Consider the following 26,062-nt stretch of genomic DNA (forward strand, 5'->3'; position numbering starts at 1 on the left):
TTCGTCTTTCGACCGGATCACTGGAGGCGGTCGCCCACCCCCGGTTCCCACAGAACGTGGCGTGCGGAGCTACCGCACCACGCTTTTCGGCAGTTGCTTCACAGCACCGCAAGCGCCCGCAGCCCCCGGTATGGGAGCCGCAGTTTCGGATGCAGTAGCGGGGTCCGTTCTTTGATCTGGTGGAAGGCGTCCCAGTCAAGGCGACCGCCGTCACGGCTGCGACTGCACAGCATCTTGCGCCAGTAACGCCCAGTGACCCGATACACCTTTGTCAGCGACCGGATATTTCCGGCAACACCATAGTAGGCATAGTGGCGACGCAGGGCAGCGTTTATCGCTCTGACCTGATCACTGATCGCGTGATGCCGTATTTGTCGCATCAACTCCTGCAACGACGACACGCTCCTTTGAAGCCGAGACTTCTCCGTGCGCATGCCAACCTTGAAGTTACCCTTCAGGTTCCGCGTGCAGTACAGCGTCATGCCCAGGAAATAGGTCTCCGGACGGTTTCTGCTGCGTTTGCCCGCGTGTCGTTGTGCGAACCGACCAAACTCGACCAGCTTGGTCTTGGTCGGTTCGAGGGTGAGGCCAAACTTCCCCAACGGGATCCGCCTTGGAGCCTTGCGCCGGGCTCCCGCGTGGGCAAAATAGCTCAGGCTGATGCCGTACCAGCCGGCACCGCGGCCGTCCATATAATCCATCCTTCGCCTTTGATGCGGGTTGCCAAGCGTCATGCGTGATGGAGCGTTGGAGGGGTGTGGCTCAGCAGTTCAGCACCATGCTCTGTCACCAAGACGTGGGCCCCGACCCCAAATAAGTAACCGTTTTCGCTGCACAATATATTTGGCATGTGCAAGGTCATGCCCACTGTTAGGATCTCTTCTGCACATGGCTCCAAACTCAGGTCACCGCGTTCAGCCCAATTAATGCCCGTTTGATATCCGGTACGTTGGCGAAAGACTCCCTGGCGTCCAGATCGCTTCAGCACCTCCCGGCCAGCAGCGTCCATCTGCCCCGCGCTGGTACCCGGCTTAATCGCGGCAACGAGGGCCTCAATGACTTCCTCGGCCAAGGTGTGCAGAGATTCGGTCTCCGGATGGCGGCCAAGTACGGCGCACCGGACCAACCCTGCGGTGTACCCGTGCTTCGATCCGCCGATTTCCAAAAAAGCAGGTTCATTATTTCTAATGGGATGCTGCGTCGGAGCGGCGTGCGGTAACTTCGTCCGCTCCCCAAACAAAATGGTAGCGGGAGCCGGCCCAAATTCGTCACCAGCGTTGCTAGCCTCTGCCTTGATCGCCGCCGCGATGGCCGCAGCCATCTCCAGTTCGGTAACACCTTCGCGTAGCGAGCCCTGGAAGGTTCGCACAGCCAGGTCGGTCATGCGCATAGCGTCGCGCATGCACTCGAGCTCTAGCTCGCCTTTCACCGCCGCTACCGAGGAAACCAGCCGAGTGGCATCAGAGATCTTCAAATCGGGAAGCTGCGCCTGAAGTGCATTGACATCGGCCGGTGCGAAGCCCCAGCAGCCAAGCTCAAATCCGACCCACTTGCTGTGCAGTCCATGCTGGCGAAGGACGTCAGCACAAACCTTGCCAAAATCCTGCTGGTGCGTATAAGTAATTATCTCATCAATGCAACTATACGAACGAACTACCTCCTCGTCGTATTCTCGAACGACATATATCGGTGACCGGCCAGGCCGCAATATTAAAGGAAACGGCGCGAAGTATGCGCCACTTCCATCATATCCGCTGAGATACCGAAGATGGCCATTGGCAGTGACCACAAGTGCATCTAACCTGGCTCTAGTTACCGCCTCCAGCACTTTATGCTGCCGGCGCTCGTACTCTGATCTCGGGAATGGGACACCCGTCAGAGGAATCGCAGAGCGTATATTCGCCATATCTCACCTCAATGATTGCCAGTGTGGTTGGTCGCGCAACAATGCCCACCGGATCGACGTTCGAAACCGTGTAACGTTCCGTGATTTTTGGTTCATTCAACCGTCCCGGTGGTCAATGGCATCAGCGCGACGGACAATTTAGCCCTGCTCGCCGCCGTACATTTTGGTCCGCGGTGAAGTGCTTTGCCAACTAGGACTCCAAACACAGTCAGAGAAAGTGAATGTTGAAAATCACGCGAACAGAGCATTCTGCGGCGCGGCCGCGATAGCGATAATTCCGCCAGCGGAAACGCGACCCGGTCATGGATATCTACTCCTCGACCGGCAACAGGCGGTATTGGCCAAACGAGTCCAGTTCATGTTTCCAGAACCTTTGCGTTGCAATCATCCCTGGTCTCGGTGCGCGGTGGCTCGCTGTCGCGCTGCCGACAAATATTGGCTCCCTTCGGCGGGGAGATAGCGCTCTCAGTTGCGTTGCGGTTCATGATGCCGTTGCTTAGTGAGGTCAAAACATTTTCTTGATTCTAGCCTAAAACCAATGGATGTCGGGCTTTCTACGTTGGAATCGACGTTAGCTGAAATTGCGGTACGCGGCCAAGAGCGGACTGAATACGAAGGTCAGGCAGAAAATGATTGCTCTCGAACAAGCAATTCGCCTCACCGTCTTCAATAACATAGAGGTGCCTAGAGTGACGAGATAAGCACCATTGTTGACGTACCTCCCTCTTGTGTTCTCATGCACCAATCATCTACGACGATCACCTCTTATTTGGTGCCATCTGCGTTGGAGCGGGGAGGTGGAGGGCTGCAGATTGTTCCTGGTCGCCAAGCGTTAAAAAGGGTGTGATCGACCAACTCATTAAGTCGACGGCGCGCTGAAGAATCGCCGCAGTTTGACCAGGGCTGGGTGAAGCGGCGATGATATGTCCCATGCGGTCTCGATAGTCGGCTTTCCTGAGGATCGGCGTCTTGGGTTCAACATACAATTTGACCTCAGCGACACCTGGTATCGCAACCGCCTGGCTGGCGCCCTCGATCCAATCTAGGATGCCGTCGCCCTCAGGAACAAGGAATCGCGCGGCCACAGTCTGCGAATGCCTTCTGCGCAAATCCCACTCCTCGCCGATCACGAGCTTGAGGTGCTCGGCAATGAGATCGACCCCGTAAGCCAGTTGAACTACTCGAGGACCGATCCCACCCGCAAGTCGCGGATTCACCTCAATGACTACTGGCCCACGCTCCGTCCACCGGAATTCGATGGCTGTCGGCCCCCAGCCAAGGCCGAGAACTTGCAAACAGCTCAGCGAAACATCGGCGATACGCTTATATTCGTCATCGCTCAGAGGGGCCGGAAAGGTCATTTCACGAAATACGAAATGCGGTAAAGGGCCGGAGTCAGCCGCGGCAATCCCAATGACCTCATTTCCCATTATGTCGGCGTAATAGAAGGGACCCTGTGCGAATTCTTCGACAAGGATCCTCGGCGAAGACCCCAATGTAGTCTCCCCAGCCAGCAGATAGGCTGTATGTTCGGCCAACTCGTCGGCGTTGCGGCACAATCGGACACCGCAGCTGCCGCTGCCAACGGCTGGCTTAACAATCACCGGTAGGCCGATCTCCGCAGCAGCGCTTTCTACCTCCGTGGCATCCGATGCCAGGCGATAAGCAGGCATTGGAATGCCGGCCGCCGCGAGGAGTTGACGTTGAGTGAACTTGTCGCAGCATTGTTCAATGGATGCCGGGTTAGGTCCTGGCAGATCGAAATGCCGGCAGAGCTTGCCAACTGTCGCATAGATCGACTCGTCGAGGCCCGAAAAGCCAGTAATGCCAGCAATGTCATAGGTCGCACGTAGCCGGGTACATTCGCGGATCAGCGCATCGAGATCTTCTGTGTCGACACGGATAGCCTCAAGGCTTTCCGCCGCAAGATAGTCGTACTGAGCTGGATCGGCCGCCAGGGTAATTGGATGCAGCCCAAGACGCTGGGCTGCTTTCATGTTTGGCAGACCAATAGTCCTGTGGCCTTCAACCAGGATGAGCGCTCTTGTTGCCATTGGGGTCGACCTCCATGTGGGCAGTGCAGCGGCCTGAGCCTAAACAGGCGTCGGTTTGATTTGCGTCTGGCCTCAGACGTAGCGTGCATAGCACTGTCAGCGATCCGCGCTCGCGAAGATTCTGTAAAGTTATTTGAAGGGTGTGTTGCAACGCTGATTATCAGGCAGCGGCAGCGTGTTAGGGAGCGACTCAACGAATATCCCTCGGTGCGATATTCTAATCGCCAATTGAGTCCGCGGTACTGCTTTTGCAAGCGTCGGCAGTTGGCTACAATCTCAGCCTGCGCTATCTGACGAGAAGACCATCCTTGCCGAAGGTATCCGCTTTGCGCTCAGCCACCGGCCTGACCTGACAAAATTCCAGACGCCGCCGTACCGAGCTCGACTCTAATGCTATCGCACGTTTGGATCCGTCCGGTCTCGGTGGTCGCAAAGAACATACAGAACGGCGCGCAGTCTTGATCCCGCGGAATTGCCGCCATACTGCAATGGCGCTTCTCGCCGCGCAGCCAGCCCACACCGCATCCAAGCTCCGTTTCGAGCCTATCCTGCCTTTGGCACGTCCGTGCTCACGCGTCACCGCAACGCTGGCAGGGTGGATGGCAGGGGCCTCGATGTTGCGCGCCCGCAGCCAGCGCGCCAGCCAAAAGCCGCGCGGCCGCCCCATAAGCGACGGCGATCCGCTTGATAGTCTGCCCGGCTTGGCCGGCTTGGTCGCCCCAGCGCAGCAGCAGCTTCAACAATGACGGCGTGTCGGCATAAACCTTCTTCCGCGGCTGGCGCTTGCACCCGGAACAAGCGCGGCAATCAGCCATTTCGCCTTGCTCATTTCGATGACGGCGACGATAGTGTTATCCTGTTCAAAAGCGGTAAGGGACCGGCTCGCGTCAAACAAATGCGACATGGACGCTCTCCTTCTGATGGTGGTTTTTACAGCGCCGAAGGATGCCACATCCTCGCCGCTTGCCCCATAGCATCTCAGCTCCAGCTCCCGCCAAAGGCCGCCAAGCATCTGGCCTTCCCGACGGTTATCGGCCCCGCGGATCCTCCGATCCGGCCCGAACGGCACATCCCAACCTCGATCCCGACCATCCGGCGACGCCTGACAGTGGCCCTGGCCAGCCGCCTACAACGATGTCCGTGCTGCACAAGGGCCATGGACAGTCCCCGTTAGGCCCGCACGTTATGACGCAGTAAGACTAGGTGGCAGCCTTCGACCGCTTCGATGCGGCAGTCAGCATCCGCCCGCGGAAGCGTCGGCAATCCACTCCGTCAGGCTCTTGCTGAAGCTGCGCGGGACGAGAAGATCGCATTCGAATGCGCTGCTGCGCAGCAGCAGGACCGGCATTCGATGGAGGCCGGTTTGGAGTGCCCGTCCCTCGCCCAACGTCTCCCAATCCACCGCGACGCACCGCTCCAGCACATGTTTGAGGCCCCCGCCGGAAAGCTGCAGCCGCACCCTGCCCTCGCCGAGCGGGAGCGCGCAGCCGAGTTCCGGATCGACATCGATAATGGGCGGCGGGCCATCGCAAAGCAGCCAGAACCGGCGTGGCGCAACGCGGATCACGAGCCGGTTGTTATGACGAGCAGTCTCGCCGACTTCGTTCGGCAGCGGCCCGCCCAGCATCCGGTGCAGTTCCGCCTCGAATGGCGCCATCGCGCCGCCCCAGCCCTCGAATTGTACCATCGCGCAATCATACGCTGCCATTTCGAACCCCGCCATGGTCGAACCATCAGCCATGGAGCCGCTCTCCCTTCGGATCGAGGAATATGGGTGAGACTACCCGGGCCCGCACCGTCTGGCCCATGATCGGATAAGCGGCGACGATCTCGGCACCCTCCACCGCTGCTTCCCGGGCAAGCAGTGCAAGCCCCACCCAGACGTCGAGCGTGGGGCTATATGTCACAGACGTGATGCGGCCGAGACCGTGGCCCTGCATCGGCTCGCCAGGCCTGAACAAGATCGCGCCGGCGTGCAACTGCCTCCCAGGTTCAACGCCGCGCAGCCCAACCAACCGCGGGCGGGTCGGGTCGCTGAACGCATCGCGGCGGCCAAGAACCTCCCCCACATAGCCGCTGCGCTTGCCCACCATGCGGCCGAGCCCCAGGTCGTCGAGCGTTGTCCTGCCGTCAATCTCCGGCCCCGCAACGTGGCCCTTCTCGACGCGCAGCGTGCCCAAGGCCTCGACGCCGTAAGGCTTCAGGCCGAAAGGCGCGCCGGCCTCCATCAGCCGACACCACACCTCCTTGCCCAAGCTCGCGCCGGCATAGATCTCGTATGCCCGCTCGCCGGAGAAGCTAAGGCGGATGATGCGCAGGGGCCTAGCGCGATACTTCCCTTCGAGCAGCCCCATATGCGGCAACCCCTCGTTTGAGACGTCTAAATCGGGAAACGCGGCAGCGAGGATATCGCGGCTCTTCGGACCGGCTACCGACATCGCCGCCCATTCGTAGGTGACCGAAGTTACCGAAACGCGCAGGTCGGGCCAGGCGGTATCGAGCAGGAATTCGAGCTGGGACATCACGTCCGCGGCCTTCGCGGTCGATGTCGTCATAAAAAAGTGCCGCTCGCCGAGCCGGGTCGTTGTGCCATCATCGAAGACGATGCCATCGTCGCGCAACATGACGCCGTAGCGCGCGCGGCCGACCGGCAGCTTGGCAAAGCCGTTAACGTAGACCCGGTCGAGGAAGCTGGCTGCGTCCGGCCCCTGTATGTCGATCTTGCCGAGCGTGGAGATGTCCATCAGCCCGGCCGCCTCGCGCACCATCCGCATCTCCGCGACATAGGCGTCGTCCACGTCGCGGCCGGAAGTACGATAGAACCAGGGCCGCATCCAGAGGGCGCCCTCCAGCATCTGCGCGCCGTTGGCGACATGCCAGTCATGCATAGGCGTGCGCTGGATCAGCTTGTAATGATGGCCGATGCTGCGCCCGGCCAGCGCCCCGATGACCACCGGTGTATAGGGCGGGCGGAACGTTGTGGTGCCAACTTCTGGAACCGCCATGCCGCGCAAGGCGGCCATGGCCGAAAGGGCATGGAAATTGCTTGTCTTGCCCTGGTCGGTGCCCATACCGAGCGTGGTGTAGCGCTTCAGATGCTCGACTGACTCGTATCCCTCGCGATGCGACAGCGCGATGTCACTGGCGGTCACGTCCATCTGCAGGTCGACGAAGGCCTTGCCTTCGGTAAGTCCCGCCTTTCGGTTCCCGAACCACCTCTCCCCCGATCGACGGGGTAGAGGATGCTCCGGCCACATGGTAGGGCTCCCGTCCTCTCCCCTCGCCAGGACATGTGCCGAGCGAATCGAGGCGGAGAGGGGGTTGTCATTAGGTCCCGCATTGATCCTAGTAAGTTCGAGCCTGACGCACTGCTGGACTGACTTCGCTATGCCGCAGAAGGCAGATGCCTCGGCCCCTGCACGATGCCCGTCCTCGATCGCGCCTCCTCTTGTGAAGCCTCCCGTCACCCCACCGGCCACGAACAGCCCCGCTCCGAGCTTTCCGGGAACGAAAGTACGTATGTCTTCGCGATAGACCGGCTTCGCCCCAAGGTGGGAGGTCAGATGCACGGTCGGCGACCAGCCGCCGGAGATCGCAACCAGGTCGCTTCTAACCGTGGCTGGACCGCCCGGTTCGGAAAGCGTAACAGCGCGGACGGCACGACTCCCCAAAACATTGGCAATCCGCGATTTCGTGCGGACGGCTATGCCCCGGCGGCGCGCCTGTTCCAGAAGTTCATGTATCGGTTCGGAGCGGCTGTCAGCTATCGTCACCTCTGCCCCGGCTGCCGCTAGATCGAAGGCTGCTCTGTAGGCGCTGTCGTTGTCGGTCGCAACCACCACCCGCGTACCCGCCAGTACGGCAAAGCGGTTCAGATAGATCCGCGCCGCGGAGGCCAGCATGATGCCGGGCCGGTCGTTATTGGCGAAAGTAAGCGGACGCTCAATCGCCCCAGACGCATAAACGATCGATTTCGCTCGCAGAAGCAGTAGCGTCTGGCGCGCTTGCCCTTCTTTCGGATCGGCGGCTCCGGAGCCGTGCCGCTCCACGAGCCCGAGCACGTTGCTGTCATAAGCGCCAAACGCCGTGGTGCGCGTCATCAATGAGACATTCGGCATTTCGGCGAGCCGTGCGAGCATTTCGGAAAGCCAGACCGCGGACTCAGTGTCCGCCGGATCCGACAGAAGCGTGCCGCCGGGTGCAAAATCTTGTTCGATCAGGACCACTCTGGCGCCTGCCTCGCCCGCTGCGAGCGCAGCGGAGAGCCCCGCCGGGCCGCTGCCGACTACCGCGACGTCAGCGAAGAGATGGCGTACGTCGTAGCGATCCGGATCGGGCTCCTCTCCCGCGCGGCCGAGCCCCGCCGCCTTGCGGATGAAGTGTTCATAAAACATCCAGGCCCGCCGGGTCGGACCCATGAAGGTCTTGTAGTAGAACCCTGCCGACAGAAAGGGCGCAAACAGGCCGTTTATGCCCTGGACGTCGAACTTGAGCGACGGCCAGCGGTTTTGACTTTCGGCAACCAGCCCTTTAGCCAGTTCCACCGTCGTAGCCGCTAGGTTGGGTTCGCGGCGACCGCCCGTTCCCAACGTCACGAGCGCATTCGGCTCCTCGGGTCCGGCTGAGTAGATTCCGCGCGGCCGGTGATACTTGAAGCTGCGGCCGACGAGGCGGACACCGTTCGCCAGCAGCGCCGAGGCGAGCGTGTCTCCGCGAAAACCGGTCATCGCCCTGCCGTCGAAGGTGAATTCGATTGGCTGCGAGCGGTCGATCCGCCCACCTATAGGAAGCCGCCTCATGCGCGAGTCTCCCGAGCGAAGCGGCTCGAGGTGATGGCATGGCTCCGCGTGTCGCGCTCGACGACAAGCCATTGCCGGCAGCCCATCACGTGCTGCCAATATTCGCGATGCAGCCCGGCCGGGTTCTCGCGCACGAAGACGTAACGGTACCAGGCTTCGAAATCCGGATCGTCATACGCTGGCCGGTTCACCCAGGCGTCTCCGCCGTAGCGGAACTCGTCGTGGTCGCGCGGCCCGCAGCAGGGACATTCGATGCGCAGCATGATCTTTCCGTCTCTCGATTATTGTAGCCAGGCGAATGGGCCGGCGCCTGCCTCGTCGATCGTGCGACCGGTGCGGAAGCGATCGAGCCGATAGGCGGCGGTGAGGGGATGGGCTTCGCCCTTGGCGAGCGTATGCGCAAAGCACCAGCCCGAAGCGGGTGTGGCCTTGAAGCCGCCGTAACACCAGCCGCCGTTGAGGTAGAGCCCGTCGATGGGCGTCGGGCAGATAATTGGGCTCGCGTCGGGCGTCATGTCCATCACGCCGCCCCAGTGCCGCAGAATGCGCAGCCGCGAGATGCAGGGCATCATCGCGATCGAAGCCTCGGCGACCTCGCGAACGACGCCAAGATTGCCGCGCTGCGCATAGGAATTATAGCCGTCCAGGCCCCCGCCAAAGACCAGTCCGCCCTTGTCCGACTGGCTGACATAAAAATGGTCCGCACCATAGGCGACAACGTGATGGACCAGTGGCTTGATCGGTTCGGTCACGAAAGCTTGCAAGATATGGCTTTCGATCGGCAGTTCGAGGCCGGCCTTCCGGGCGAGCACCGAGGTGTGCCCCGCCACCGCAAGCCCCACTTTTGTGGCGCCGATTCGGCCCCTCGTCGTCTCGACGCCGACGATGCGGTCGCCGTGACGGACGAAGTCCGTCACCTCGCAGCCTTGGATGATGTCGATGCCATGGGCGTCGGCTGCGCGGGCGTAGCCCCAGGCCACCGCGTCATGGCGCGCGGTGCCCGCTCGGCCCTGAAGTATCGCACCGTGAACCGGGAACAGCGCCTTCTCCGAAAAATTAAGATATGGCACCATCCGGCGGACCTCCTCGCGATTAAGCAATTCGGCGTCGATCCCGTTTAGCCGCATGACGTTGGCGCGATAGCCGAAAGTGTCGAATTCGCCGGGCGAATTGGCGGTCAGCAAAAAGCCGCGTTGCGAGAACATCACGTTGAAATTGAGCGCCCGCGACAGGCCCTCCCACAGCTTCATCGAAAATTCGTAGAACTGGGTATTGCCATCAAGCCGATAGTTCGACCGAACGATTGTGGTGTTTCGGCCGACGTTGCCACCACCGATATAGCCCTTCTCCAGCACGGCCACATTGCGGACGCCGTGGTTCTCGGCCAGATAGAAAGCGGTCGCCAGGCCGTGCCCGCCGCCGCCTACTATAACAACATCATAGACAGGTTTGGGATCGGGCGCCCGCCAGGCGCGCCGCCAGTGCCTGTTGCCGGTGAGCCCATTGCGAAGGATCGATAAAGCCGAGTAGCCGCGCATGCCGATTCCGTTATTTAACGAAGGCGTCGGGGGGAAGTTGCAGAAGGTTTTCCCTCGCCCCGCTTGGTGAGGCGGACACATTCGGAGATCGCGATGCCCCGGTCCTTTAACCAGACGCGGATGACCGTGACCCCAGGCGTTATGATTTCACCAACATAGATCATTCGGTCTCAGCCCCCCCCGGCCCGAATAGCAGCTTGGTCGTCATAGACAAATGCTCCATTGCCATGGGCGAGAAGGACATCTTTAATCTGCATGCACTTCACCTTGCGTGAACGGGCGGACCAGTTCGAACCAACTACCGGTCCACTATGCGCCACTTGGCGTGGGACTCACCAACATAAAGTCACGAACAGTACCATCGCGTTTTCAGATGACAGAGGACAGCTCCGCGTGAGAGACTGAGAAGTCGCCGAAACCGACGCAGTTATTGCGCGAGTATGTGTTCTTCAGGCGTGTACACGCCGCGGTATTTCGTGCGGCGTTCTCGTCAGATCTGGCCTTTCACCAAAGACCTGGGACAGCCCCGCGCGACGGCTTTCGTTCAGTCGAGCTTCTCAACCATCATATGACGCTCGGCATGGCAACGTATTGAGTAAGATGAAAGCGTTTACACTCGCCGGCTGGAAAACACTCCGTGTCGGCGAGACTCAATTTGCCAGTGATGTTGCGAAGGACGATTGGCGCGTCTTTGCGTCGCGATGCCAATCGCCGCTGATGAAATGTGCGCCTCGCTCCCTCAACGAGTTCAGTGAGCAGGTTGCTCCACTCGAATTCCAAACGAGCTACCGGACGACAAGTCGACAGGTCTTCATCATGCTAAGATTTCCCAAGATGGGACCGTCTAGCAAGGCTCGTCGTCCGAAGCTCTAAACACTCGCTCAGGTTTTCACTGGCGCCCTCTCGGCCTCTAGGACCATTGATTGAAACTCATCGGCGCTGTATTCACCGAGTTGCTCTAACAACCTTGGCCACACAGAAAGGCCTTCCGTCAAAGACGCCAACCGGAAGAATTCGTTAGGCGCATGAATATCCTCATCCGGCAGGGCAAATCCGAACATCAGCGTTTGGAGGCCCAACAACTCCTGGAATATCACAGTGATGGGAATGGACGCTCCCAGCCGGACAAGCACCGGCTCTTGACCGGTGGCCTCAGACAAGACTTTTTTTGCCGCAAGCACAAGTGGATGCTCGGTAGGGAGGTTGAAAGCTCTGCTCCCAGTTCCCGGGTCGTCGATCGAGATCTCGACGTCTCGGGGGCAAACGGTGCGCAGATGAGCCTTCAGCGCGTCTGAGGCCTCGTCAGGGTCCTGACCGGGGACGATTCTCAACGATAGCTTAGCGTGGGCAGTACTTGGGATCACTGTTTTGCTGCCGAACCCGGTGTAGCCTCCCCAGATTCCGTTTACGTCCAAGGCCGGTCGAAGCGTTAGCTGCTCACGTATCGAAAAGCCATGTTCCCCGTGGGCGCGCGCCCCAACATCCTTGACGAAAGCGGCCTCGTCAAAGGGAAATCTGGCCGTCTCAGCTCTGGCACTCACAGAAACGGAAGGGAGAACCGCCAGCAATCCCGGGATTGCAATCGCGCCATCCTCATCATGTAACGAAGCGATGATCTTCGCCATCTCATGTGCGGCGTTCCGGACCGCGCCGCCGTAACGACCAGAATGAAGGTCTTTATCGGCGGTTCGGATTGAAATCTCAAACTCAACAATTCCGCGCGAGCCGACATTTATCGTTGGTATTTTGGGATGCGCTCGCGCGCCATCAGCGGATATCATTCCGTCAGCCCGGAGCAAATCGCCATACCGCTGGACAATCGGCCGCAGACTAGGACTGTTGGTTTCTTCCTCCCCCTCCAAAAAAACTTTCACATTCACGGGGCAGGCACCCCGGAATTTCAGAAATGCAGCGATTGTTTCGAGTGCGATTGCAGTCGAGCCTTTAACATCAGATGCCCCGCGCGCGTAGAGCCGACCGTCACGGATGGTTGGTTCGAAAGGTGGACTTACCCAGGCTTCTGCCGGGTCGGGAGGTTGAACATCATAGTGTCCATAGATGAGCAAAGTGGGTTTCCCGGGCGCCCCGTTCCAAGCTGCATAAACCGCTGGATGACCGCCGCCATCGAGAAGTTTGACATCGCTCAAGCCCATTCGCTCGAGCCAGTCCACTAGGAACGCTTGCGCGTCCCGCATCCCTCCTGCGAAAGCTGGGTCTGTGCTCACGCTTGGCAGGCGCAAGAAGGCGCACAGTCTATCCACGATTTCACTCTGGCGACCAAGTAGGTCTTGAACGATTGCATCTACATGCATGGTCTTCTCCTGGCATTCTCCGGAAGGACGCCCTTCCCGCTAACGGGAGCACTCATTCTTCTGTATCGATTCGAACGTCCTGTGATTCTCAGTACGCCGCTTCCCTACGCGAGGGATGCTTAATTCGCTATTAGATTGCACACCAATCTTTTCGGCAAGTTGAGAAGATCGCATGAAATATAAACCGCCTCAATACATGATAGCGCTATCAGCTCCGACCACCTCTTCATGTCTTGTCTCATTGGAGATGAAGAATTTGTCGTTCGTCAGATAACTACGTGCGATTGCGCTTTGGGCACTGTCGCCCTTCTTCCCCGGACGAAGCGCCTTGCTTGCGTTTCGCGGCAGCAACGGGACGACGGCAATTGAGGCGATGAAACCCTCATGCCCCCGCGGGGCCAAGCATCACCAGACCGCAAGAGCCGCAGGTGCGTCTAAATCGACGAGCACGGGCGGCAAGCGATCGTCGCAAATCGAACCCGTCGGTACTTGATCCGGCCATCGGCCGCATCAACCTAGTGCGACAAGGGCCGCAGCCTTTCTGCGGCCCCAAGAGCACCCCGTTATCAGAGGAGTCCTGTGAATGGTTTGCGTGTTAGTCCACCGACGAAGAATTCAACCATGGAGGTATAATCAAACACAGCGAGGTCAGTCGCCTCTTGAACCGCAGCCGCGTATGGTCCCAGCCCGCCACATTCAAGCAAGAGCATGCCGATATCCGGCCGATCCTTCTGCAGAGTCAGGATCGCATTGACCACATCAGCCTGGACTGCCTCCACGTCTAGGTCACCATACGGCTCCAGGAAGAAGCCGGCAAACACGGGAGCGTCATCGAGTCCAAAGACAATCACCCTGTCACTAATTTCCGGTCGCACCCCAGCCGCTTTCAACATATCTTGGCTCAGTGCAGCCTTACTTGCCACGACTACGCCAAGTGCCTTGCCCTGGGGAAGCACTTGTTCAAGGAACGGAGTAAGGACAAGGCTAGACAAGAACACCGGCACATCAACCGCAGCGCGCACCGCTTCCTGGTACCGGATGAAATAGCCGCATCCAGCAGTAATGACTCGCGCACCCTCTCGTACGAGTTCTTTCGCCGCCGCAATCACAGCGGATGTTTTTTCCTCGCCATCCGCCCCGAAAATGGCGGTATTGTTGAGCCCCGGTACGGTTTTATAGCGCACGGGAACGCTCCACGTGGAGGCATTGCCGGCGTCTCCGGGGATGTACGGACGGAGGCCGGGTCCCGGCATCCGATCAAGCATCAAAATGCCCACGGGCGCTCCGTGGAACGCCAATCGAGGCCTCACCCAGGACGGCCAGCGCTTTCCTTGGGCACGAGGAAAATCAGTCATCGGTTGTTATCCTTTACATTTGATGTTTAGCATGTTGGGTGATGCCGGTTGCTACCTCTCAACTCGCGCTCATCGGAAGATTGTGGCTCGCCTGCGATTTGGGGCTAGTTTATTGTCCACGCTTGTCATCGACAGTCTCAGTCAATTATGAATAATTTGCGTGGAACATTTGAGAGGAATTCAACCTGGCCTTCAGTGATCAGGATACTTTCGGTAATTTCGATGCCCCAATCTCCGTACCAAAGGCCAGTCATGAAGTGGAAAGTCATACCTGGGCGGAGCTCCGTCTTATCGCCGTCTCGGAAACTGGCGGTGTTCTCGCCCCATGCGGGTGGATAGCCGAGTCCTATCGAATAGCCGGAACGGCCCGTTTTGACCAAACCGTAACGGGCCAATTGACTAACGTAAGCTCTGGCGATGTCTTCGCATTGATTACCAGCTAGTGCCTTCTCGAGACCAGCTTGCATCCCATCAAGAACCGCCTTTTCAGCGTCGAGGATTTGGGGGGTCGGCTTGCCGAGGTAGTACGTCCTTGCGAGGGGGCAATGATAGCGCTTATGAACACCCGCGAGCTCGAAGAAAATGCTTTCGTCGGGTCGGATTGGACGGTCGCTCCACGTCAGGTGGGGAGCTGCGGCGTCGGCGCCAGCCCCGATATTGGGTACGGCCGCTGGATAGTCTCCCCAGTATTCTCCCACACCGCGGGTACCTGCATGGGTCAACTCCGCAACCACATCCGACTGCTTTGCGCCGGGGCGTAGCACCTCGGAAATGCGTTGGTACATGGCTTCGATGATCCTGCCAGCACCGCGCATGTACTCAATTTCTCGTTCTGATTTTACGATACGTTGCCAATTGATAAGTCGGTCAGCGTTTTTGAATGTCGCGTTAGGCAGCGCCGCGGAAAGAACTTCAAACGACAAGGCGGAGAAGTAGTAGTTGTCCTTCTCCACACCGATAGTCGAGGAGCCATGCCCCTCCTCATCGATTATCTGACCAAGAACGGTCATAGGGTGCAATGTGTCGGACTGGACGTAATGGTCTTCGTACGATCTTATTCGATCCTCACCCAGGTAGGTGGTCCGGCGGCATCCGTTGGCGTCCATACCACGGCCGAACCAGAGCGGGTCTTTGTCCTTGGATACAGCTACGCATTGAGGCACATAGAAGGCGTTGCCGTCGTAACCCGTAAGCCATGCCATACTGGCAGGGTCCGTAACGACCAACAGATCGATCCCCGCCTTCTCCATTGCAGCGCGAGCTTTTTCGAGACGGATCTTGTATTCTGATAATTCAAATCGAAGCACTTCTGCGCTCATATAGGGAATCCTCGAAGGACTACGTCCGCCTCGATAAAACTGACTACTTAACCTACCGAAAAGCCATCCAGATCATAACTTAGACAAATTAAACATCACCTCAGTGCTTCAAGATTTGGCTAAGGAAGAGCTTCGTTCTTTCGTGCTGCGGATTGGTGAAAAAGTCGTGGGGCTTGCCCTCTTCAACGATGAGGCCTGCATCCATGAAGATCACTCGGTCCGCAACGGAGCGCGCGAAGCCCATCTCGTGGGTGACGCAGACCATGGTCATGCCGTCGCGCGCGAGGCTGGTCATTGTCTCGAGCACTTCAGCAACCATCTCCGGATCGAGCGACGAGGTCGGCTCGTCGAAGAGCATGACCGCAGGCTCCATGCAGAGGGAACGGGCAATCGCGACGCGCTGCTGTTGTCCTCCGGAGAGTTGACCAGGGAATTTGTTCGCCTGCTCGGGTATGCGAACGCGCTCGAGGAACTTAAGCGCGAGCTTCCTTGCCTCGGTCTCTGGCACACCCTTAATCCACATCGGGGCGGCCATGCAGTTCATCAGCACCGTCATGTGCGGGAAGAGGTTGAAGTGCTGGAACACCATGCCGACGTTCTTGCGAACTTCAGCCACGTCGCGCATTTGGCTATGCAACCTGATCCCGTTAACGGTGATCTCGCCCTCCTGGTGCGCCTCAAGCCGATTGAAGCAGCGGATGAGCGTCGACTTTCCCGATCCGGAGGGACCGCAGATAACGACGCGCTCGCCTTTGCGAACAGTGAGGTTGATGTCAGTCAATGCTCTGAACGCACCGTACCACTTCGAGACCTTCTTGGCTTCGATAACTGTGTCGCTCACCGGCCGCCGCCCTTGGCTCGACGACTTCCTATCCGAACTTGACTCAGGACGCGCCACACCGGCAGGCGCATTGGAATACCTGTTTGGACCGCCCTTCAATTGAACCATGCTGCTGACGCTCATCGTACCTTGCTCCTCGCGTAGTAGCGTTCGATCCTGGATTGGATCAGCTCAAGGCAAATGGACAGAATCCAGTAAATAATGGCCACTGCAATCAGCATCTCCATGTGATTGAAGGTGGTCTGGCCAAGCGTGCGAGCGAGAAACGTCAGTTCCCACACGCCGAGCACCGAGACGAGCGAGCTGTCCTTCAGCATCGAGATAAACGAGTTTCCCATTGGGGGAATGATAACGGGAAGCGCCTGTGGAAGGATAATCCTGCGCATGGTAAGCCCAAAGCCGAACCCCAATGACCGGGATGCCTCCCATTGACCGCGATCGATGCTTTGGATGCCGGCGCGGAAGATCTCTGTCATATATGCTCCGATGCACAGCGAAAGCGCCAATATACCCGATGGCACGGCATCCATAACAATGCCCAACTGCGGCAGACCGAGATAGATCAGGTAGATCTGCATCAGAAGCGGCAGGCCGCGGAAGAACGAGGTGTAAAAGCTGGCGATAGCATAGGCCAAGCCGTTGCTCGACAGTTTCGCGACCGCGGCAATGATTCCGATCAGCGACGCCAACACGATCGAGACCGCCGAAACGTAAAGCGTCGTCACCACGCCTTGCGTGAGCAGGAAGGGCAGGTTATTCCAAATGAACGGTAGACTTAAGTTAAACGTGTCAACGAAGACGAGAAAAAGTATTAGCAGCTCAAACCATACGATGCCGATTTGCATCTTCAACGGCGCAAAGCCGATCATCACGAGATTGAGGCAGAACAGGACCGCAATCACAAACGCGATCGCGAAGCGCCCGTAGAAGCCGCTCTCCAGCGGGTCGCCAATGACCGGTCGCATGAGCTCACCCATGATTGTGCCCGTAAGATTGAACGCTAAAAACAAAGCGAGCACTACTGCGAAGATCGAAGCGACAAACCACGGCTTATGAACGAGAACCTCGGATTCAACCGTGTCTGAATAGAGCATGAGTGGACCTCTTAAAGAAAGAAGCGATCGGGGACAGCCCCGGTCGCTAAAGCGTAACGATCGCTACCTCTCGGTACTGTAGTCCATCCCGTACCACTTAAGCGACAGCTTCGAGAGCGTGCCGTCTTCTTTCATTTTCTGGATAGCCTCGGCGATCTTGCTGCTGAATTCCTTGTCTCCATGAAGCACTGGAAGGGCTCCCGGGGAGGCGAATAGCGGCTCGCCAAGAGGCCTTATTGGATAGCCGGCCTTTATTGCATCATCCATCACAGGTCCGTCAGTCAGGACTGCATCCAGTCGAAGCCCGTCGCCCAGCCGGAGGTCGTCGAAAGCCACATTCGTGGTCGCGTAGGTTTTGATTTCGCCTGGTTTGAATTGAAATTCTATCGGCTTCGCGCCCACCCACTTGGGTTTAAAGGCATGGTTTGCATAGTCCTCTTGCACGGAGCCCGCGGTAACCCCCACCCTCTTGCCATTCAGATCGGCAGGTTTGGACGCCTTGCTATCTTTATGTACAACAGCAACCACCCGCGTGTAGAAGTAAACAGCAGGGAAATCGAACTTCTCAGCTCGAACCGCAGTTGGCGTCATCTGGCCCATGGCGATATCCCAACGACCCTGCCAATTGCCTGACGTGATGATATCCCAGCTGGGGGTCACGAACTCGATCTTCACGCCCAAATGGTCGGCGATGCCCTTCGCAACATCGATGTCGTAGCCTTCGAGTTGTCGAGTTTCGTTGTTCAGGGACGACATCGTTCCCCAGTCAGGCCCAGCTGCGACCGTTAGCGTCCCCGACTCCAGCACCTTATCGAGCACGGCGCCGGCATTGGCTGCGCTCGTCGTAGCCGCGATTCCGACCGCTAGCGATGCCGCAGCGGCAACCATCGTCATAAATCTGTTCATGGCCGTTCCCCTGTCTTTGACTGTTTTCTCGAGCAGCCGGCACGACGCTTTCCTTAGCCGGCCGCATTTTAGAGCCTAGCCTGTGGGGGCCAACTTTGCAACATATGTTTTCGACAGCCATAAAATGGCGCAGATGGATCATACCAAGCGGGCGCGGATGAATGTGTTGCGGGGGAGCCCCGAGGGGAAGGGTGATCAGCCACGCCTTTTTTGGTGTCGATTGCGCGTAAGCACGTAGAAAGCTTAAGGCGGAGCGCGACATCCAAAATAATGTTCGCTGCCAGCTTGCGAATCGGAAGGCATGGCTAGCGAGGCGCTGGACTATCGCGGCCTGACCTCCATGCCTGGCGCAAACCCAGCCTCAGTGCTCGTTCCGAGCATGCCGCATCAGCACGGTCCGGTAGCGAAATTGTCATTGTCACTATCCGGAAAGAGAGAGCGACCGGCCGGACCAAGCCCGTACGCACTCGGCTATCGCGGAAAGCCAGCTGGCGCTCAGATTGGAACCTTACTCTCCGCTAACGAACACTGGCAGCAGGTGCCTCTTCAAACGAAGGTCAGCAGCCGTTGCGGATTATCGATCATGATTGCGTTAATCTCATCCGCCGAGTAGCCACGCTTTCTCATATGGGGGAGGACCTTCTGCTGAATATGGGTATAGCCATGTCCACCGAACTCAGCCAACCGTATTGCGTTGCAGATGTCGTGACTAATCACGATCTGCCCAAGATGTCCGCGATCAATCAGACGCCTGATCGCCTGGATGCGCATGCCATCATTAGGCATGTCAATGTCCGCAAGCGCGTAATAGGTGTTCTCCAGGCCGAACAGGTCCCATTCCAGCACGACGCCGGAGTCCGCTAGACGGAACAGGCGATCGTCGTCGAAAATTGTTCTGTCGATATGATCGATGATCGTGCGTGAAAGATCGGCCCCGTGTTCCTTTAGAAACTCGATGAGCATCCACGGGTGGTCCTCATGGCGGGCCGGGTGGATCGTCAGGGCCGCTCCCGTTTCCTGCTGGGCGATGACGGCGGCCGCCAGCACACGCTTCTCGAGATCGGTCCACGGCCACTGGCAGCCTATCTCGCCAACAATGCCGGCCCGTGCGTGGGTTCCCCAGGCGCCCAGTTGAACTTGATCAATCATCTCCTGGGCGAAGCTCTCGATCGTTCGATTGTGATTACCCGGGTCTTGGCAGTCCTCGACGTAGTGACCGCAGCCCATCACAATGTGGGCGCCACTCTCTCGCGACACCACCATCAGACCCTGGGGGTCAGGACCGATGCCGCCGATCGTTAGCTCGACGATAGTCCCGCCACCTGCCTCCACCATGCGCGCGGCCTCGCGAGCAGCCACCCCGCGATCCCTCTGCCTAATGTCGCGCGGATCGGCGGCGCCACCCATCAATAGTTTCCAGTAGTCGCGCGGGTCCGGACCGCCGGTGGTCGATGCATCCTGTCGACCCGGCTGTATGAAGTCCCAGAAGAGATGCTCGTGCATCAGGGTCTGGCCCAGCGTCGCCGGGTCAACCAGACCCCGGACCGTCTGGGCCTTACCCCTCATGTCATCTCTGCTTAACCGCACGTTTCATCTCCCTTGACCGGGTTCTCAGGATATTCCGAATACACGGAAGCCAATCATGTTCAGGCTTGGCGAGCCTCACCCGCAATACCAGCTCGTGTAAAATGCAGTTTTCAGATTGTTGGCATCTCGCCACACGATGGCCTTACTGTCGGGACAACCCCCTAGTCGAGCTGTGGAATCGGGGTAGCGTGTGTAGATTCACGAAGATTATTCAGGGCAACGCGGGCTTGGCGATGGCCGCAAGGGTGAGCCGGCAAAGGTCCGTAATGTCATAGATGGGTAACCCTGTCTTACGGCGAAGGCCATCTGTCACGCATGGGAACCCTGTGCATTCGAAGAGTAGCATTCCGATCCCTGGATACTCGATGCGCAGTTGTGCAACACACGCGGCGACCTCCTGCTCGATTTGATCAACACTGGTTCGAACGAATGGGCGCGCCAACGAATTGCGTACATATTCGCCCTCTTCGATCCCGCCGACGACCACTCTCGCGCGGTCTGCCGGATGATTCTCGATACCAAACAGATCTTCACTGCAGTGTTTTGCATCAGCGGTTATTACCGCTAGCTTCTGAGCAGGCGCTAGCTGTCGAAGCAACGTTGGAATAAGCAGCAGGCTTGACATCGCCACCGGCACACTGACTGCTGCGGAGACCGCTGCCTGATGTCGGATGAAAAAACCACAGTCAGCAGAAATCATCCCGGCACCTCGTTCGACCAAGCGCCGGGCAGCTGTCACACAAGCCCCTTCGTGGCGGGTGACCGATAATAACAGCCTCCGCCAATGCACCTTCTACCGTTTCCGTGATGATAAGTCGGCCAAAGGTCGCCGGATCCATTAGGGAGCCTTTCCGCGGAATACGGCACGAGCTATCGGGCAACAGACCTTCGTCAAGCTCAAGAATTCCAAGGATCGGGCTGCTTTTCAATGCCATGGATGCGCCTCCTTTGACTCATACGCCAACTGGGATGATCTCAGACCTGCGGCGATGACACATGGCGTTATCCCGGCCAGCAAATTCGAGTTCCAATAGATTTCGCTTCAGCCTGCGGTTCTTGAAGACCCTGCGACGTGTCTTTTCAGCTGCATGGCTGCGGCTTCACATTCGGCGGGAAAGTAGGCCATTGGTTATTCCGTTTTGATCTTCACGGCTACTTGGCGCAGACGATTTGATCATGCGACCGCTACGGGCGACCGCGGCGTCCACGGCATCGCCCAGTCGCTCTACAATCGCGTCGATCTGGCCGGCGCTGACGATGAACGGGGGCGCGAGCAGGATGTGGTCACCTTGCACGCCGTCGATCGTGCCACCCATCGGGTAAACCATCAGCCCGCGTGCCATGGCTTCTCGTTTTATGGCGACATTGACTTTCCGCGCCGGGTCGAACGGCAACTTGTCCCCTCGATCGGCAACGATTTCTATCCCCCGGAAGAGGCCGCGCCCGCGGATGTCACCGACAGATTGATGGTTATGAAAGCGCTCTTGGAGCCGACGGTTGAGCAGTTCCCCCATGCGGACAACGTTGTCGAGGAGGCCATGCTCTCGGACGACGTCCTGCACTGCGAGAGCGGCCGCCGCAGCCATCGGGTGCGCCATATACGTATGGCCATGTTGGAAAAGGCCCGACCCTGTAGCGAAGGCGTCGTAGATACGGCCACCCAAAAGTACTGCTCCGACCGGCTGATACCCGCCGCCCAACCCTTTCGCGATCGCGATCAGGTCCGGCACTATGCCTTCCTGTTCGTATGCGTGCAGCGTTCCGGTGCGCCCCATGCCGCACATTACCTCGTCAAGGATCAGGAGAACGCCGTAGCGGTCACAGATTTCACGGATCCTCTTGAAATAGCCGTCGACAGCTGGTACCGCGCCTGCCGTCGCGCCAACGACCGTTTCCGCAACGAATGCGATCACTTTATCTGGTCCGAGCTCGACGATTTTCGCCTCCAGCTCGTTGGCGACGCGCTCTCCGTACTGATACTCGCTCTCGCCAGCTAACCGACCGCGATATGCATAGCATGGCGCTATGTGGTGAGTTTCGATGAGCAGTGGTCTAAACTGAGCCCGGCGCCACTCATTACCGCCGGCTGCCAGCGCGCCCAGTGTATTGCCGTGGTAGCTTTGACGGCGTGCGATAATGTGCCTGCGCTGACTCTCTCCTTTCTCAACAAAGTACTGGCGCGCCATTTTCAGCGCTGCCTCCATCGCTTCCGAGCCCCCGCTGACCAAATAGACATAATCGATACCATCCGGCGAATCCGCAATGAGGCTATCCGCCAACCGTTCAGCGATTTCGGTGGTAAAGAAGCCCGTATGGGCGTAGGCGAGTTTGTCGAGCTGAGCGTGCAATGCCGCCAGCACGTCCGGATGGTTATGACCCAGGCACGAAACGGCGGCGCCCCCGGACGCGTCGATATAAGCCTTGCCATCGGCATCGAACAACTCGATCCCACGACCGCCAACAGCGACCGGCAGGTCGGCGTGAATCGAGCGATGCAAAATCTTGCTCATGAAAGTCTCATGCTTGCGCTGTTGTTGATAGGCTTTCCCAACTGCACGATCAGTCGGGAGATTTGCTAAACCACCCTGTATCCGTTCGCCGACACTAAGCAGACTCGATCCCTTACGCAACATATGTTTCACATTCTTTCCAGTGCACCGCTCGGATCACTCATCCGAGCGGTGGAGGCGAACGCGGCCTTGCCGCCCGAGCGCTGACCATGATCCTACCCCTCTGAGGCGTGGGCGAGGGGCATACCTAGTCTCTATGATCGTTGGGCCTGAGGGTGGCCCGTAATCCGATATGCAACGGTACGAGGGTTAAGCCGGCTGGCCGGCGCAGAGCCTCATGCATAGGAGACGGGCCATATGGACCATAACAGATTTGTCGGTTTGGATATTCCAAGGAGCGGATTTCGATCGCGCTGGCAGAGAGCGGACGCGGCGGGTCGGTGGAATATCTCGAAGAGATTGCCAATTACCCTGATGCCATCAACAAGCTATGCCATCGTCTGGGGCGTTGCGGCAAGCCGCTGGCGTTTTGCTATGAGGCCGGCCCGTGCGGTTATGGCGTTTATCGGCAACTCACAAGCCTGGGCCATCGCTGCGATGTGGTGGCGCCATCGCTGATTCCGCGGAAGCCTGGCGATCGGGTGAAGACAAACCGTCGCGACGCCACCATGCTCGCCCGCCTCAATCGGGCCGGAGAGTTGACCTCGTCTGGGTGCCCGATACCGAAGCCATGCGCGACCTGATCCGGCTGCGCAGCGTCGTGCGCCAGGTGGTGACAGAGGCGCGTCAACATCTTCAAGGATTTCTGCTGCGCCACGGGCGCAAGCACGAGCGTGGGACGGCCTGTCGAATGGCTTACCGGCGATGGCTTTCGATATTGGCCTTCGAACATCCCGCTCAGCAGATCGCATTTCAGGACCACGTCGATGCCGTCATGGATGCGGAACGGCGCCTGCAGCAGGTCGAGGAACAGATACTCAGCCTGCTCCCGGAATAGAACCAGCGCCCGGTGGTTAATGCCTTGCAGGCAATGCGCGGCATCGCGCTGATCAATGCCATGGTGCTGTCGCGGAGGTCGGCGACTTCACACGCTTCTCCAATCCACGCCAGCTCATGGCCTATTTCGGCCTGGTCCCTGGCGAGCAATCGAGTCCCGTCTGGCGCGGCGGCAGCACCAAGACCGGCACACCCATGCCCGGCGCGCGCTGGTCGAGGGCGCCTGGGCATACAGGATGCGGCCGCGCATCGGCCGGCACAAGGTCGACCGGATCGAAGCGCGTTCGCGATATCGGCTGGCAGGCGCAGGTTCGACTGTGCACCCGATACCCGATATCGTCGGCTGAGCGCGCGCGCGGCAAGAACGCCAACGTCGTCAACGTCGCCATCGCACGCGAGATGGTAGGCTTCATCTGGTCGATCGCCTGCTCGGTTCAATCTGCGCCAAAGGCGGCTTGACCGCTATTTGAAAGACAGCCAGCAGAGGAGACCGCAAACCAATTATCAGCCTCGGCGCGATATGCGGCACTGGAGGCGGGACAATGCCGGGAGCCCTCGTCACCACTATGAGCCTTGACGCTCGCCACCTAGACAGAGGCAGCCCCAAACGAAACCAGGTCATGCGGCCCGACCCGCGGATGAGAGATTGTTGACCGACGTTCAAGTCCCGCCACTTGCACCTCATATTCGCCGTACAAGTGCCTCGACCGCCGATCGGGTCGGCGGGCAAATTTCTACGCCAAAGGCCGTTGTCAGCAATCATGAGTGTGGACTGAATGTCACGTGCGACGGATGTTTCATACGCTTGCAATCACGCTCTGCATGGATCATTGGTAATTGTATCAGGCCCTGACGGGAGCGCGCCTGCGCGTTCACTCCTCGTGCAGTCCGGAAAAAGCAGCCAGGAGGCCGTGTGAAATGTGTGATGTCGAACAGCCGACAGCGATTTGCGTCGCTCCCAATGGTGGCAGGCTGAGTAAAGCCGACCATCCAGCCATACCGCTCGGGACGTTTGAACTGGCGCGGACAGCTCAGGAGTGTCTCGATGCGGGCGCCTGCCTTATCCATGTCCACGTGCGGGATCAAGACGGCGGACATCTCCTCGATGCCTCGGCATATCGCGAGGTCATGCAAGCCATCGGCGAAGTCGTCGGCGATGAAATGATCGTCCAGGTCACGAGCGAAGCGCTTGGTCGCTACACTCCGGAGCAACAGATCGCGGTCATCAAGGAGACCCGGCCGCAGGCCGTTTCTTTGGCGTTACGCGAACTGGTCCCGACCCAGGCTCACGAATCCGGGTTCGCATCGTTGCTGTCTTGGATCTGCGCCGAGGAAATTCTGCCGCAGGTCATCCTCTACGATCCGGACGAGACGTTCCGTCTGAGCGAGTATCACCGCCGAGGCCTGATCCCGTGGAACGATGTTCCGGTTCTTTTCGTGCTCGGCCGCTACACCCCGGGTCAGAAATCGCGTCCGGCGGACCTGTTGCCGTTCATCGACGCGGCTAAGCCGCGTTTTGCCCATTGGAGCGTCTGCGCTTTCGGCGAACGCGAAACCGCCTGTGTGACCGCGGCGGCTCTGCTCGGCGGACATATACGCGTCGGCTTCGAGAACAACCGCCGGCTTGCCGACGGGAAGCTGGCCGAGTCAAATGCCGAGTTGGTCGTTGGTGTAGCGAAAGCTCTCCAACAAGTTGGCCTTCGCAGCGCTGGTGCAGCCGAACTGCGTCAAGCCTGGCAAGACCTGTAGTCGCCTAGTTCGGCCTCCTCGAAAACTTCCCCGCGAGTTGAAACCGGATGGCGGACCTGTGGCGAACGATGGAACACCTGTTGCATAGGTCAACACATTTCGCTACGTCTCGGCAATGGCTGACGGACCCCTTTCGGAGCAATTAGTTACCGGCTTCGACGCAATGTCGGGCCAGTTCCAATTGGCGGCGCGCTACATCATCGATCATCCACATGACGTGGCGCTGCTATCCATGCGGGATCAAGCGCGTCTGGCCGGGGTGCAGCCAGCCACTATGACAAGACTGGCAAAGCATCTTGGCCTGGAGGGTTACGAAGAACTTCGACAACTGTACGCTGACGCGGTTCGCAGCGGCGATGTGGGTTTCGCACGAAAGGCTGACGCGCAAGTAGTCACCCAGAAACGCAAAGGCGACCAAGCTTTCGCTCGCGAGATTCTTCAAAAACAAGCGGAGCAAATAGTCCATCTGACTGACTCCTCCCAACTTGACGCAATAGTGTCGAGCGCGCGGCGCCTTGCGTCTGCCAAACGCGTCTATTGCATCGGCCTGAGGTCGAGCCACTCGATTGTGTGGCATCTGCACTACATCTTGTCCATGATCGGGGAAAAGTCCGTCCTGCTCGATGCGGTTGCTGGCACGGGAACGGATGCCTTTGCCCGTGCCGCCCGGGAGGACGTGCTGTTTGCGACAAGCGTGTTCCCTTACACACGCGTAACGGTTGACCTCGCGAAATATGCGCATCATCGTGGCATTCCCATTGTCGCTATTACCGACAGCGAGGTTGCCCCACTCGCCCGCGTCGCCGACGACGTCGTCCTTGTCCAAACAAAAAATCCGTCATTCTTTCACACAATGACACCCGCGTTTGCAGTGGCGGAAGTGCTGGGGGCATTGATTGCCGGACAGCGTGCACAAGCGGCCCGTGAATCCCTGCTTCGATTCGATGCTCATCTGGCGGATTTCGACACCCACATGAAATCGAGAACCCAGATACGAGCGCTTCGCTCGCCCAAGCCGGTCTCTTCAGCGGCAAGAAATACTGGCGGTCGGAAACAGAGAGGGAAGGGCGCGAACTGATCTCGGAATGCTGGCCTT

18 protein-coding genes and 2 pseudogenes are annotated in these 26,062 nt (G+C 58.8%); 3 read left to right on the forward strand and 17 right to left on the reverse strand.

Features of this window, described 5'->3' with window-relative positions; genetic code table 11:
- Positions 1–98: 98 nt before the first annotated feature.
- From A9K68_RS28670 to A9K68_RS28755, 17 genes and pseudogenes are all read right to left on the reverse strand, one after another.
- Positions 99–692, reverse strand: a complete 594-nt coding sequence (locus A9K68_RS28670) for a hypothetical protein (protein WP_245430173.1) — start codon at positions 690–692, stop codon at positions 99–101.
- A 38-nt stretch (positions 693–730) separates the two neighbouring features.
- On the reverse strand, positions 731–1,789 hold the full coding sequence (locus A9K68_RS28675) for a Xaa-Pro peptidase family protein (RefSeq protein ID WP_348640698.1): 1,059 nt from the start codon (positions 1,787–1,789) through the stop codon (positions 731–733).
- Between the two features lie 875 nt (positions 1,790–2,664).
- Positions 2,665–3,960: an acetyl-CoA carboxylase biotin carboxylase subunit family protein gene (locus A9K68_RS28680; protein ID WP_065009149.1), complete on the reverse strand. Its 1,296-nt coding sequence runs from the start codon at positions 3,958–3,960 to the stop codon at positions 2,665–2,667.
- A gap of 736 nt (positions 3,961–4,696) precedes the next feature.
- Positions 4,697–4,972, reverse strand: coding sequence for a hypothetical protein (locus tag A9K68_RS28685; RefSeq protein WP_141246641.1), 276 nt, complete (start codon positions 4,970–4,972; stop codon positions 4,697–4,699).
- A gap of 222 nt (positions 4,973–5,194) precedes the next feature.
- A complete protein-coding gene (locus tag A9K68_RS28690) occupies positions 5,195–5,701 on the reverse strand; it encodes a hypothetical protein (protein WP_065009147.1) in 507 nt (168 codons plus the stop codon).
- Positions 5,694–8,759: a sarcosine oxidase subunit alpha family protein gene (locus A9K68_RS28695; RefSeq protein WP_065009146.1), complete on the reverse strand. Its 3,066-nt coding sequence runs from the start codon at positions 8,757–8,759 to the stop codon at positions 5,694–5,696. The genes A9K68_RS28690 and A9K68_RS28695 overlap by 8 nt, the downstream gene beginning before the upstream one ends.
- A complete protein-coding gene (locus tag A9K68_RS28700) occupies positions 8,756–9,022 on the reverse strand; it encodes a sarcosine oxidase subunit delta (RefSeq protein ID WP_065009145.1) in 267 nt (88 codons plus the stop codon). The genes A9K68_RS28695 and A9K68_RS28700 overlap by 4 nt, the downstream gene beginning before the upstream one ends.
- A gap of 18 nt (positions 9,023–9,040) precedes the next feature.
- Positions 9,041–10,297 carry a sarcosine oxidase subunit beta family protein gene (locus A9K68_RS28705; RefSeq protein WP_065009144.1) on the reverse strand — a complete coding sequence of 419 codons (1,257 nt, stop codon included), beginning with the start codon at positions 10,295–10,297 and terminating at the stop codon, positions 9,041–9,043.
- 881 nt (positions 10,298–11,178) lie between these two features.
- On the reverse strand, positions 11,179–12,609 hold the full coding sequence (locus A9K68_RS28715; RefSeq protein WP_065009143.1) for a dipeptidase: 1,431 nt from the start codon (positions 12,607–12,609) through the stop codon (positions 11,179–11,181).
- Between the two features lie 566 nt (positions 12,610–13,175).
- On the reverse strand, positions 13,176–13,964 hold the full coding sequence (locus A9K68_RS28720; RefSeq protein ID WP_065009141.1) for a hypothetical protein: 789 nt from the start codon (positions 13,962–13,964) through the stop codon (positions 13,176–13,178).
- A 137-nt stretch (positions 13,965–14,101) separates the two neighbouring features.
- Positions 14,102–15,283 carry a Xaa-Pro peptidase family protein gene (locus tag A9K68_RS28725; RefSeq protein WP_065012429.1) on the reverse strand — a complete coding sequence of 394 codons (1,182 nt, stop codon included), beginning with the start codon at positions 15,281–15,283 and terminating at the stop codon, positions 14,102–14,104.
- 100 nt (positions 15,284–15,383) lie between these two features.
- Positions 15,384–16,124, reverse strand: a complete 741-nt coding sequence (locus A9K68_RS28730) for an amino acid ABC transporter ATP-binding protein (RefSeq protein ID WP_065012430.1) — start codon at positions 16,122–16,124, stop codon at positions 15,384–15,386.
- Between the two features lie 119 nt (positions 16,125–16,243).
- Entirely contained in the window at positions 16,244–17,218 is a 975-nt protein-coding gene (locus tag A9K68_RS28735) for an amino acid ABC transporter permease (protein ID WP_065012428.1), read from the reverse strand.
- A 63-nt stretch (positions 17,219–17,281) separates the two neighbouring features.
- Positions 17,282–18,124 carry a transporter substrate-binding domain-containing protein gene (locus tag A9K68_RS28740; RefSeq protein WP_065012427.1) on the reverse strand — a complete coding sequence of 281 codons (843 nt, stop codon included), beginning with the start codon at positions 18,122–18,124 and terminating at the stop codon, positions 17,282–17,284.
- Positions 18,125–18,670: 546 nt separating this feature from the next.
- Positions 18,671–19,690 carry an aryldialkylphosphatase gene (locus A9K68_RS28745; RefSeq protein ID WP_065012426.1) on the reverse strand — a complete coding sequence of 340 codons (1,020 nt, stop codon included), beginning with the start codon at positions 19,688–19,690 and terminating at the stop codon, positions 18,671–18,673.
- Between the two features lie 232 nt (positions 19,691–19,922).
- Entirely contained in the window at positions 19,923–20,411 is a 489-nt protein-coding gene (locus A9K68_RS31475) for a hypothetical protein (protein WP_245430209.1), read from the reverse strand.
- A 490-nt stretch (positions 20,412–20,901) separates the two neighbouring features.
- Positions 20,902–22,221 (reverse strand): annotated as a pseudogene (locus A9K68_RS28755) (aspartate aminotransferase family protein); the annotation flags it as partial.
- A 357-nt stretch (positions 22,222–22,578) separates the two neighbouring features.
- Between A9K68_RS28755 and A9K68_RS28760 the strand changes: the two are divergent.
- From A9K68_RS28760 to A9K68_RS28770, 3 genes and pseudogenes are all read left to right on the forward strand, one after another.
- Positions 22,579–23,676 (forward strand): annotated as a pseudogene (locus tag A9K68_RS28760) (IS110 family transposase).
- Between the two features lie 459 nt (positions 23,677–24,135).
- Complete coding sequence (locus A9K68_RS28765; RefSeq protein WP_065012424.1) at positions 24,136–24,966, forward strand: 3-keto-5-aminohexanoate cleavage protein; 831 nt, start codon at positions 24,136–24,138, stop codon at positions 24,964–24,966.
- A 115-nt stretch (positions 24,967–25,081) separates the two neighbouring features.
- Positions 25,082–26,044, forward strand: coding sequence for a MurR/RpiR family transcriptional regulator (locus tag A9K68_RS28770; protein ID WP_065012423.1), 963 nt, complete (start codon positions 25,082–25,084; stop codon positions 26,042–26,044).
- Positions 26,045–26,062: the final 18 nt, after the last annotated feature.

Origin of the sequence: Mesorhizobium sp. AA22 (assembly GCF_001672375.2) — a bacterium.
Lineage (GTDB): Bacteria > Pseudomonadota > Alphaproteobacteria > Rhizobiales > Rhizobiaceae > Mesorhizobium > Mesorhizobium wenxiniae.

Excerpts from the sequence above, each read along its gene's own strand:
- A9K68_RS28670 (WP_245430173.1), bottom strand. The coding sequence starts at position 692 with ATGGACGGCCGCGGTGCCGGCTGGTACGGCATCAGCCTGAGCTATTTT.
- A9K68_RS28680 (WP_065009149.1), bottom strand. The coding sequence starts at position 3,960 with ATGGCAACAAGAGCGCTCATCCTGGTTGAAGGCCACAGGACTATTGGT.
- A9K68_RS28685 (WP_141246641.1), bottom strand. The coding sequence starts at position 4,972 with ATGCTTGGCGGCCTTTGGCGGGAGCTGGAGCTGAGATGCTATGGGGCA.
- A9K68_RS28690 (WP_065009147.1), bottom strand. The coding sequence starts at position 5,701 with ATGGCTGATGGTTCGACCATGGCGGGGTTCGAAATGGCAGCGTATGAT.
- A9K68_RS28695 (WP_065009146.1), bottom strand. The coding sequence starts at position 8,759 with ATGAGGCGGCTTCCTATAGGTGGGCGGATCGACCGCTCGCAGCCAATC.
- A9K68_RS28700 (WP_065009145.1), bottom strand. The coding sequence starts at position 9,022 with ATGCTGCGCATCGAATGTCCCTGCTGCGGGCCGCGCGACCACGACGAG.
- A9K68_RS28705 (WP_065009144.1), bottom strand. The coding sequence starts at position 10,297 with ATGCGCGGCTACTCGGCTTTATCGATCCTTCGCAATGGGCTCACCGGC.
- A9K68_RS28715 (WP_065009143.1), bottom strand. The coding sequence starts at position 12,609 with ATGCATGTAGATGCAATCGTTCAAGACCTACTTGGTCGCCAGAGTGAA.
- A9K68_RS28720 (WP_065009141.1), bottom strand. The coding sequence starts at position 13,964 with ATGACTGATTTTCCTCGTGCCCAAGGAAAGCGCTGGCCGTCCTGGGTG.
- A9K68_RS28725 (WP_065012429.1), bottom strand. The coding sequence starts at position 15,283 with ATGAGCGCAGAAGTGCTTCGATTTGAATTATCAGAATACAAGATCCGT.
- A9K68_RS28735 (WP_065012428.1), bottom strand. The coding sequence starts at position 17,218 with ATGCTCTATTCAGACACGGTTGAATCCGAGGTTCTCGTTCATAAGCCG.
- A9K68_RS28740 (WP_065012427.1), bottom strand. The coding sequence starts at position 18,124 with ATGAACAGATTTATGACGATGGTTGCCGCTGCGGCATCGCTAGCGGTC.
- A9K68_RS28745 (WP_065012426.1), bottom strand. The coding sequence starts at position 19,690 with ATGAGGGGTAAGGCCCAGACGGTCCGGGGTCTGGTTGACCCGGCGACG.
- A9K68_RS31475 (WP_245430209.1), bottom strand. The coding sequence starts at position 20,411 with ATGATTTCTGCTGACTGTGGTTTTTTCATCCGACATCAGGCAGCGGTC.
- A9K68_RS28765 (WP_065012424.1), top strand. The coding sequence starts at position 24,136 with ATGTGTGATGTCGAACAGCCGACAGCGATTTGCGTCGCTCCCAATGGT.
- A9K68_RS28770 (WP_065012423.1), top strand. The coding sequence starts at position 25,082 with ATGGCTGACGGACCCCTTTCGGAGCAATTAGTTACCGGCTTCGACGCA.